Source organism: Pseudomonas sp. NBRC 111140 (genome assembly GCF_001320885.1).
Classification (GTDB): Bacteria; Pseudomonadota; Gammaproteobacteria; order Pseudomonadales; family Pseudomonadaceae; genus Aquipseudomonas; species Aquipseudomonas putida_P.
On sequence record NZ_BCBQ01000152.1, the window covers coordinates 1 to 8,952 of the forward strand.

The 8,952-nt window shown below is 56.3% G+C and carries 6 protein-coding genes and 2 pseudogenes; 4 read left to right on the forward strand and 4 right to left on the reverse strand.

Annotation, left to right across the window (positions count from 1 at the left end):
• Positions 1-115 precede the first annotated feature (115 nt).
• Positions 116-334, reverse strand: a complete 219-nt coding sequence (locus tag APH42_RS27950) for a general stress protein (protein WP_060494690.1) — start codon at positions 332-334, stop codon at positions 116-118.
• Positions 335-610: 276 nt separating this feature from the next.
• Here APH42_RS27950 and APH42_RS30635 point away from each other — a divergent pair, with 276 nt between their 5' ends.
• Positions 611-889: a hypothetical protein gene (locus APH42_RS30635; RefSeq protein WP_060494691.1), complete on the forward strand. Its 279-nt coding sequence runs from the start codon at positions 611-613 to the stop codon at positions 887-889.
• Positions 890-1,132: 243 nt separating this feature from the next.
• On the opposite strand, the pseudogene APH42_RS30705 reads toward APH42_RS30635, so the two are convergent.
• From APH42_RS30705 to APH42_RS27970, 3 genes and pseudogenes are all read right to left on the reverse strand, one after another.
• A pseudogene (locus APH42_RS30705) lies at positions 1,133-1,480 on the reverse strand (short-chain dehydrogenase); the annotation flags it as partial.
• 32 nt (positions 1,481-1,512) lie between these two features.
• Complete coding sequence (locus tag APH42_RS27965) at positions 1,513-1,746, reverse strand: PLD nuclease N-terminal domain-containing protein (RefSeq protein WP_014859183.1); 234 nt, start codon at positions 1,744-1,746, stop codon at positions 1,513-1,515.
• Positions 1,747-1,759: 13 nt separating this feature from the next.
• Positions 1,760-2,962: a zinc-dependent alcohol dehydrogenase gene (locus APH42_RS27970; protein ID WP_060494693.1), complete on the reverse strand. Its 1,203-nt coding sequence runs from the start codon at positions 2,960-2,962 to the stop codon at positions 1,760-1,762.
• Positions 2,963-3,386: 424 nt separating this feature from the next.
• Here APH42_RS27970 and APH42_RS27975 point away from each other — a divergent pair.
• The 3 genes and pseudogenes from APH42_RS27975 to APH42_RS30325 form a co-directional block, all read left to right on the forward strand.
• Positions 3,387-7,509, forward strand: a pseudogene (locus APH42_RS27975) (CheR family methyltransferase).
• Between the two features lie 646 nt (positions 7,510-8,155).
• Positions 8,156-8,548 (forward strand): NUDIX domain-containing protein, encoded by a 393-nt coding sequence (locus APH42_RS29695; protein WP_081238041.1) that lies wholly within the window; start codon positions 8,156-8,158, stop codon positions 8,546-8,548.
• A gap of 153 nt (positions 8,549-8,701) precedes the next feature.
• A partial coding sequence (locus APH42_RS30325) for a hypothetical protein (RefSeq protein ID WP_082421476.1) occupies positions 8,702-8,952 on the forward strand: 251 nt, incomplete at its 3' end.

The window sequence follows — 8,952 nt, forward strand, 5'->3', positions numbered from 1 at the left end:
TGAGTGTCCAGCCGCTTCTTGCCAGATACGAAGCGTGGAAGGAGAGGGTTTCCTGATGGCCGTTCAGTAGAAAAGCGCCAGGGCAGCTCTTGCCCTGGCGCTTGATCACCGCCAGTTAGCGGTTTTCGCTACCGCGCCCGCCGCCGTGGCTGTTTTGGCCACCTTTACGGCCAGCCTCTGAAGCACGCTCACGGTCGTTGGCAAAATTGCCACCTGAACTCTGCCCGCCTTTGCGACCTGCCTCCGACGCTTTTTCGCGATCATTGGCAAAATTGCCAGGATTGTTCTGAGCAGTACCACCTTGATGGCCACGATTGGTTGGGTTGTTAGCCATGATCTTTCACCTCATGTCGTCACACAGGAAAGTCTGTGTTCAACTCGGACGTCGCGGAGCGGGGTGTTTACTCCTTGGGTTTTGGCCAAGGCCGACGGGTTGCGCGAAAGAACCGGCGCAGGCGCCTGTGGCGCCCTTAAGCTTTGCTCGCGAACGTTTGGGAAGGATCAAGCTTGCATCCAGTCGTGCAGAGCACAATCAACGCCGTTGACACCGCTCTACTGAACCTCTGCAATCTTCGTGACTCAACCCTCCATCAGAGTGTGAGGCCTCCAGATGCGAACATTCGAGAAAAACCTCTCCGCCGCCCAATTGCTGAAGCTCAACTGTTTGGCAGCCTGGTACTGTGTGCTGGAAAGCAGGGCCTTGAGAATGGACTCGCCTGACGACTATCACGAGGAACTACTTCGCCAGGCCGATGAGATGGATCGTCGAGGGATTATCTGCTGGCAGGAATGGCGCGATCTTCGCCTGGAGGCTGACGCTGCTTACCTGAGAGCGGTAGCAGGGGAGGACTATCGTCCGGTTAATCCCACGAACTCGTCAGCAGAGTAGGGGGCGAACGTGATCTCGCAACGAAACCACGCTCATTCCTCTGAAAGCAGACCTTCCCTATCTATCCCCGCGTCGTGAGTGTGTGAGTGTAAAACCCACAAAAATTCCCAGCGCCGCTGCGACGATCAGCAGCGGCGTTATGTCTTTTGGCTTCCTCCTGCCTCCGTCGATACCCTTCCTGCCACTTGGAGGCTCAAAGAGGTTGCCTGATGATGCTTCGGCTTTTGGAGCGCAATTTATCCAAGCGCCACTGTCAGGCGCTTCTTGTTCCGTACCCGATGCACCGGGGGCAATCGGAACAATGGTGTCGCTGGCCTCGATCCGTGAGAGCTCAAGGGTGGTGCCATCGACCAGGGTCATCGTCAGGCCTTCTATCGTGCCTGCCACCCGGTTTGGAAAAACGGGTTCACCTGCGGCATCCAGGCTGTCGTAGATGAAGCGCGTACCTTCAAGCCAGCCCACGGCGGTGAGAAGTTCAGGGCCGAGATAATACTTTCCGTCTTGGAAGAAGCCTGGAAACTGATGAGCGCGCTCCACGTTCTCCACGCGATAGCGTTCGCCTGATTTCATGCCTGTCGCTTGATCGATCATGTTGAAACCCCTGAAAGTGGAGCTCGGAAATATCAACCTTTGCTGTGCTCGTCAGAAGTGGGCCCCGTACCTCGCTTGATACCCCGCGGGCCAGCAACACCCCAGATACCCAGGCCAACCAGCGGTAGCGCGACGATCAGCAGGGCCCAGGCCGCTTTGACTGCATCTGACTTGTCGCTTCTGAAAACGCTGACGATGGCCCACAGATCGATGAGTAAAAGGATTGCCGCCACGGCAATCCAGAAGTAGCTGGCGAGCCCGTTCATGACTTTGCTTCCTCTATACGTAGTCAGGTCCCAAGGTGCCGGGTGCTGCGCCTGGCACGAGGATGACCTTGCGGCAGTTGTCCTGCTTCTGATCGAACATCTTGTAGCCCATGGCCGCTTCTTCGAGGGCCAGGCGGTGAGTGACGATCAATTCCGGTTGTAGACGGCCTGCTTCAATGTGTTCCAGTAGTTCAGGCAGGTATTTCTGGACATGGGTCTGGCCCATCTTGAAGGTAAGACCCTTGTCGAACGCGTCGCCGAACATGAAGCCGTGAATGAAGCCCGCGTACACACCGGGGACACTCACGACGCCGCCACGCCGCACGGCCGCAATGCTCTGGCGCAACGCCTTGCCACTGCTGCCTTCAATTTTCAGCGCCGTCATCACCGTTTCGGCAGTGCTGCCCTTGGCCTCGAAGCCGACAGCGTCGATCACCGCATCCACACCGCGCATGCCTGGTGTCTGACGGATGATGCTGTCTGCGGGATCATCGTCCCGCTCGAAGTTGATGGGTACAACATCGTAAGCTTGCTGGGCATACGCCAGGCGGTAATCGCTGTCATCGACCATGAAAATGGTCTGCGCACCGAGCATTCGCGCACAGGCGGCACTCAGCAAGCCTACTGGTCCGGCGCCGTAGACCGCCAACGTTGAACCTGGGCCGATCTCGGCGTTGATGACTGCCTGCCAAGCGGTCGGCAGAATGTCCGAGAGAAACAGTACCTTGTCATCGGCCAACTCGGTGGGCACTTTGAACGGGCCGACGTTACCCTTGGGAACCCTTACGTAGTCAGCCTGGCCACCAGGAATACCACCATAGAGATGGCTGTACCCGAACAGCGCGGCGCCCGGGGGAATCCCTTTCTTGTTGATGATCGAGCCCCGCCCCGTGTTGGTGGTTTCGCAGGCAGCGAAAAGGTCGCGCTGGCAAAAGAAGCAGCTACCACAAGCGATCACAAAAGGGATCACTACGCGGTCACCGACCTGGAGATTGGTGACTGCACTCCCGGTGTCTTCCACGATACCCATGAACTCATGGCCAAAGATATCGCCCGCTTCGGTTTCTGGAATTTTGCCTCGATAGAGGTGCAAATCGGAGCCGCAAATGGCGGTGGCAGTCACCTTGAGGATGATGTCGTCTTCTCGCTCGATGATGGGATCAGGGACGTTATCGACCCTGACGTCGTTTGCTCCGTGGTAAGTCAGTGCTCTCATGCTCCTCGCTCCTGCGTCACAAAAAACGTGGGGGTATGCAGGGGAAGCTTCCATGCCATGCAAAGTTCAAAACAACAGCTTCAGTGGTGACGCTTGAGGAGGGGAAGGCTGTTTTCGAAACAGGAATGAACGAGGTGTGGCGACGAGCAAGGAATTGCGGGCGTCGAAACGCTTAGGACCTGCAGTTCTAAGCGTTGTATAGTACGGATCGGAGCACGAAGGGAGTCTCGGCAGTGCGAAGGTAAACGCTATACTTCGAGAAGACGTTATTTATGATCAGGATGATGGCATTCATGATCAGCGCATTTTCGTTACGGATTACGCGCCAAAATTGACCATTTTGCTGGCGGGTGAAGCCTCCAGGAGCATCACTCCTCGACCCAGCCACTCACCCTATCAGCTCAGACAAGATCTTGATATCATAATGAAACCGACAACTAAAGTTCCCACCTCTCTGCCGGAGCGAGAGGGCATCCTCCCTAGCCATCTGCGTTTCCCGGTGGTGGGTATAGGTGCGTCGGCGGGCGGTCTCGCCGCGTTGAAAACATTTTTCGAGCAAATGCCCAGTGATAGCGGTATGGCCTTTGTCATCATCCTGCATCTATCACCTGATCATGAAAGCGTAGCTGACAAGATCCTCCAGGCTTGCACAGACATGCCCGTCATGCAGGTAACCGATACCGCTCCCATCGAGCAAAATCGGGTTTATGTCATCTCTCCTGCTAGTCAATTGGCCATGAATGATGGCTATCTGAAGGTCACACCTGCTAATCGTCCGGCGGGAAGCCACGTCGCCATCGATCTTTTCTTCCGTGATCTGGCAGATGTTCACAAGGAATTCGCATTTTGTCTTGTGCTCACCGGCACGGGTAGCGACGGGGCCGTGGGTCTTTCTCGTATTAAAGAGCAGGGTGGGATCACCATCGTGCAAAGTCCCGACGACGCAGAATTCGATGGGATGCCTTTGGCAGCGATAGCAACGGGTATGGTCGACGCCGTCTTACCTGTAGCAGAAATCCCTCACAAACTTCTCGAGATATGGCGCAATACCAGAGCCATCAAAATCCCGGCACCTCATGATATGAAAGTCGCCTCGTCCTCTCCAGAGCTAGAGCGTGAGGTTGCCGCGGGTTCTACTGGATATCCTGCTGCTCTTGCGAACCCGCACCGGGCATGATTTCAAGCACTACAAGCGGGCGACGGTGCTGCGCCGTATCGAGCGGCGCATGCAGGTAACGGCTCAACCCGATCTTCCTGCGTACTACCAGTACCTGGAGAACTCGCCCGATGAAGCCAAGCAGTTGCTGGGGGACATGCTGATTGGAGTGACCAACTTCTTCCGCGACCGAGAAGCCTTCGAGGCGCTTGAGCGCCACGTGCTGGGCCCTCTGATGTCAACAGGCGATGACGAAGCTCGCCCCGATGAGGTGCGCATCTGGTCTGCTGGATGCTCGACAGGCGAGGAGGCGTATAGCCTGACGATCCTGTGTACCGAGCACCAGAAGCTTGAGGCCAACCCGGTCAAAATCCAGGTTTTTGCCACGGACATTGATGAGCGTGCCATTGCGGTAGGCCGGGCTGGCGCTTACCCGGAAGCGATCATCACCGACGTGCCACCCACGCGTCTGCGGCAGTATTTCCTCAAGGAAGGTGAGCACTACCGCGTCCGCAAGGAAGTCCGCGAAAAGGTCTTGTTTGCCAAACACAGCCTATTGTCCGACCCGCCATTCTCTCAGATCGACCTCATTGTCTGCCGCAACCTGCTGATCTACCTGGATCGGGACATCCAGCGAGAAATGTTGCAGATGGTCCACTTTGCCCTCAAGCCGGGCGGTTATCTTTTCATGGGCTCGTCCGAGTCTGCTGATGCCTGCCCGGACCTGTTCACGCCGGTCGACAAGCGTAACCGGATTTTCCGTGCACGAGCGGGCGCCAACATCAATCGCCGGGCGCCTTCTATGCCCCGGGGTGGCTTTGCGCTGTCCAGTCTTGCCGCGCCGCCACCCATGCTGCCGCCTACGCGTAAATTTTCCTATGCCGATATCCATCAGCGGGCGATGGCTGAGCAGATGCCGCCGAGCATGATTGTCGATCCCAATGGCGACATCCTGCACATGAACGAGGGTGCTGGCAGATTCCTGCGTTACGTTACTGGGGAAGTGGGACGAAACGTACTGGTGCTGATCATGCCGCAGTTGCGCCTGGAGCTTCGCACCACGCTGTACCAGGCCCAGCAAAGTGGTAAAGCCACGCTGTCCCGCAAGATCCGGGTGAACGATCCTGAAGGCGACTACCTGGTCGATATCACGGCGCGTCCCTTCAAAGACGAAGCCACCGATCAGGATGTGCGTACAATCGTGTTCAACGTCACGTCCATCGAACCCGGCGCCGATCTGCTCGACCTGGATTTGCAAACCGAGAACAAGGTGCTGGCCAGTCTGGAAAACGAGCTGCAGCGAACCAAGACCCACCTGCAGGAAACCATCGAGCAATCGGAGGTTTCGAGCGAGGAGCTGAAGGCGTCCAACGAAGAAATGCAGGCCATCAACGAGGAGTTGCGCTCCGCGACGGAAGAGCTGGAAACCAGCAAGGAAGAACTTCAGTCGATCAACGAAGAGCTGCTCACGGTCAATTACGAGCTCAAGACCAAGGTCGAAGAAACCGACAAGATCAACGACTACCTGGCGAACCTCATTGCCTCCACGGATATCGCCACGGTGTTCGTTGACCGCAACATGCATATCCGCTGGTTCACACCGCGCGCCAAGGACATTTTCAGCATGCTGCCGGTGGATACCGGGCGCTCGCTGCTGGATATCACCCATCGCTTCAATTATCCAGAATTGGCCGAAGACGCGTCGTCCGTGTATGAATCGCTGACCATGCTGGAGCGGGAAGTCAGCAGCGCCGAAGGCCGCTGGTACATTGCCCGGCTCCTGCCGTACCGCTCCAGCGAAGACCATATCGATGGTACGGTGCTGACCTTCATCGATATCACCAAGCGGCGTGAGGCCGAAGAAGATCTGCGCCTGGGCCAGGAACGCATGCGCCTGGTCGCCGAAAGCACCCACGATTTCGCCATCATCATCCTGGATGAACACGGCAAGATCACGGACTGGAACACCGGCGCTCAGCTGATCTTTGGCTACACCGCTGAAGAGGTTATCGGTTCCTCCTACGAGCTGATTTTCTCCGCTGAAGATCGTAGCGCGGGTGTTGCCCAGAACGAGATGCGCAATGCCCGTGAGCATGGGCGCGGAGAGGATGAGCGCTGGCACGTGCGCAAGGACGGTAGCCGGTTCTTCTGCAGCGGAGAAATCGCCTTGCTCCGAGCTGAAAGTGCTCTGGGGTACGTGAAAATTGCTCGTGACCTGACGGGGCATAAACGGCTGCACGATGAGCAGAGCAGAAAGCTTGCCGAGACACAGAGCACGATCCACATGAAGGATGAGTTCTTTGCCGTCATGTCCCATGAGCTCAAGCACCCGCTTAACCTGATTCAACTGAACGCAGAAATTCTTCGAAGGCTCCCTTCCGTTCGCAACACCGAGAACGCCAGCAAGGCGGTCGGCGCCATCGGCGAGGCTGTTACCAGCCAGGCCCGTATTATTGATGACCTGCTCGATGTGGCGCGCATTCGTACGGGCAAGCTGAAGTTGAAGACCCGCCTGCTCGACATCGGTGCCATGCTGAATGAAATCCACTCAATCGTTATCGACGAGTATCCCAACGCAGAGATCACCCTAGAGAAACCGAGCGCGGAAGTGCCGGCGATGATTATCGACGGCGACCCGACCCGCCTGGAACAGGTGATCTGGAACCTTCTGCAAAATGCGCTGAAGTTCAGCGGTGAAGCGGCCAAGGTACGTATTGTGCTCAGCAAGGCGGACAAGCACGCCCACATCGATATCATCGACAACGGTGTCGGATTGCCTACTGCCGAACTTGAAAACGTATTCGACCTGTTCAAGCAGGCCAAACCCAAGCATGCCACCCACCAGCGAGACGGCCTGGGTATCGGCCTGTCGCTGGTTCGCCAGCTGGTCCAGGCGCATGGGGGCTCCGTCGTTGCCCGATCTGCGGGGATCGGTCATGGCTGTACGTTCAGTGTCTCGCTGCCACTCTCTCAGGAGCTGATTAAAGAGCCGAAGGATGGGGATGAAGCCGGCGAGTCCCAAGGGCGACTGAAGGGTCTCAAAGTTTTGCTGGTCGATGACTCGCCAGCAGTCCTGGATGTGATGCGCATGCTGCTTGAAATGGAGAGTGCCCAGGTCAAGAGCTACAGCGATCCTGCCCAGGCGCTTGAGCATTCACTCCAGGAGCGCTTCGATGTCATTCTTACCGACATCGGAATGCCGGAGATGGATGGGCATGAACTGATAAGTGCCCTTAGGGCCGGCAAGGTTCATAAGTACACGCCTGCGATTGCATTGAGCGGTTATGGCGTGGCGAAGGACATGCAGTTCGACCGACACCTCACCAAGCCCGTGCAGTATGGCGACCTGGTCGGAACTATCGAGTCGTTGTGTAAAAGCGCATTGTCCTGACGTGTGGCCGGCAGGAGGGTGGCGACTGATCATCAGCCTGAAGTGAGTCAGTTTCGGTAGCTCTTCCGCTCACTGAATGTCAACAGCGGTCGTTATTCTCAGATAAACCGACCGCTGTTCTCAGAGCCGAAATCCGCTTGATTTCACTTCTATCTTTCCAGTAACCAAGCCCACCCGGCGGCGGTTGGGTCACCGGGTCTTTCGGCGTCGTCCAACGCTTTCAAGGCATTGAACTGGACTGCGCACTTATGCGCAGTTTCTCAAGATCCGTGCAACAGCTGTCTGATAGCCCCCTTTCATAGGCTCTCAGCGATGTCATAGCCTGGCTGCAAGCGTTCAGCTGTGCCGTTATTCGAATCGAGTCCGCCTTGGTCATTTACAAATGTCCTTAGAGGCTTAAACGGTCAGGATCCGGCCCAGTTCACATGCCGGACAAATTTCACGCTCTCTAGACCATACACCGACCGGCGGTTACCGCGCTACCGGGATTTGCTGCAGTGCCGCGCTCTGCTGATCCGAGGCAAATTGACGGCTGAAACGCCCATGAAATTGAACGAGTCGCAGCAGGAAACGTCTTCAGGGAAGAAGCCCATTACTCTGTATCGCGAGAGGCTGGGTGTTGATGGGTGATGATACGAGTGCATGTATGCGGGACAAACGAAAAGGCAGAATCAAATCCAGGGCAACGATAATCTGCCTGCGAAGCGGCAGGGTACTGCTTGTCCGGAAGAAAGGCGGCAAATGGAATTTCCCAGGTGGTTCGATTGAGCCTGGTGAGAGCCCTCATACAGCTGCAGCAAGAGAGCTACGTGAAGAGACATCGATTGAAGGGTATGGCCTGCTGTCTCTGTGTTCAATCAAAGTGGATTCAGTTGTGCATCACATCTTCACCACCCGATTCCACGAAAATGAGAAGCCTGTTGCCGACCATGAAATCGTCGCGTGTAAATGGGTGCTTCGCGAAAAGCTTACACCTCAATTGCTGACGTCCGCAGCAGCCGGCCTCTTGGCAACGCGGCTGCCTGCTCTGACCGCCTGATGAAAGTTGCAAAGTTGTACAAGAAAATTTGTTTGTATCAAAAATTAGACCGGTTGTCTGATGCCTGTATTCGCAGAGCCTAAGTCATTGAACTGCCTCTTGGCTTTGCTATGGTGAGGTTTCCGCATCAGACTAAAGTCGTAGGAGGGCGGCATGCGTATTCGAGGTGACGTGTTTTGGAATTGGGCGGATCCAGTGCTTCATCATCGTATCCATGACGAGGAGCTCGATGACGGCACCACGATTGATGTCCAGGTCAGGCTCTCACGCACCGGCCAGACGCAAATGTTCATCGGAGTGTATGCTGGCTGTGGAATGGCTTTGCATGAAGAAGCGTTCGATTCCCGCCCGGGCGAATCGATGACTCGGGCTCTGGCCTGGGGTGTTGGTAGAGCTAGGCGTCT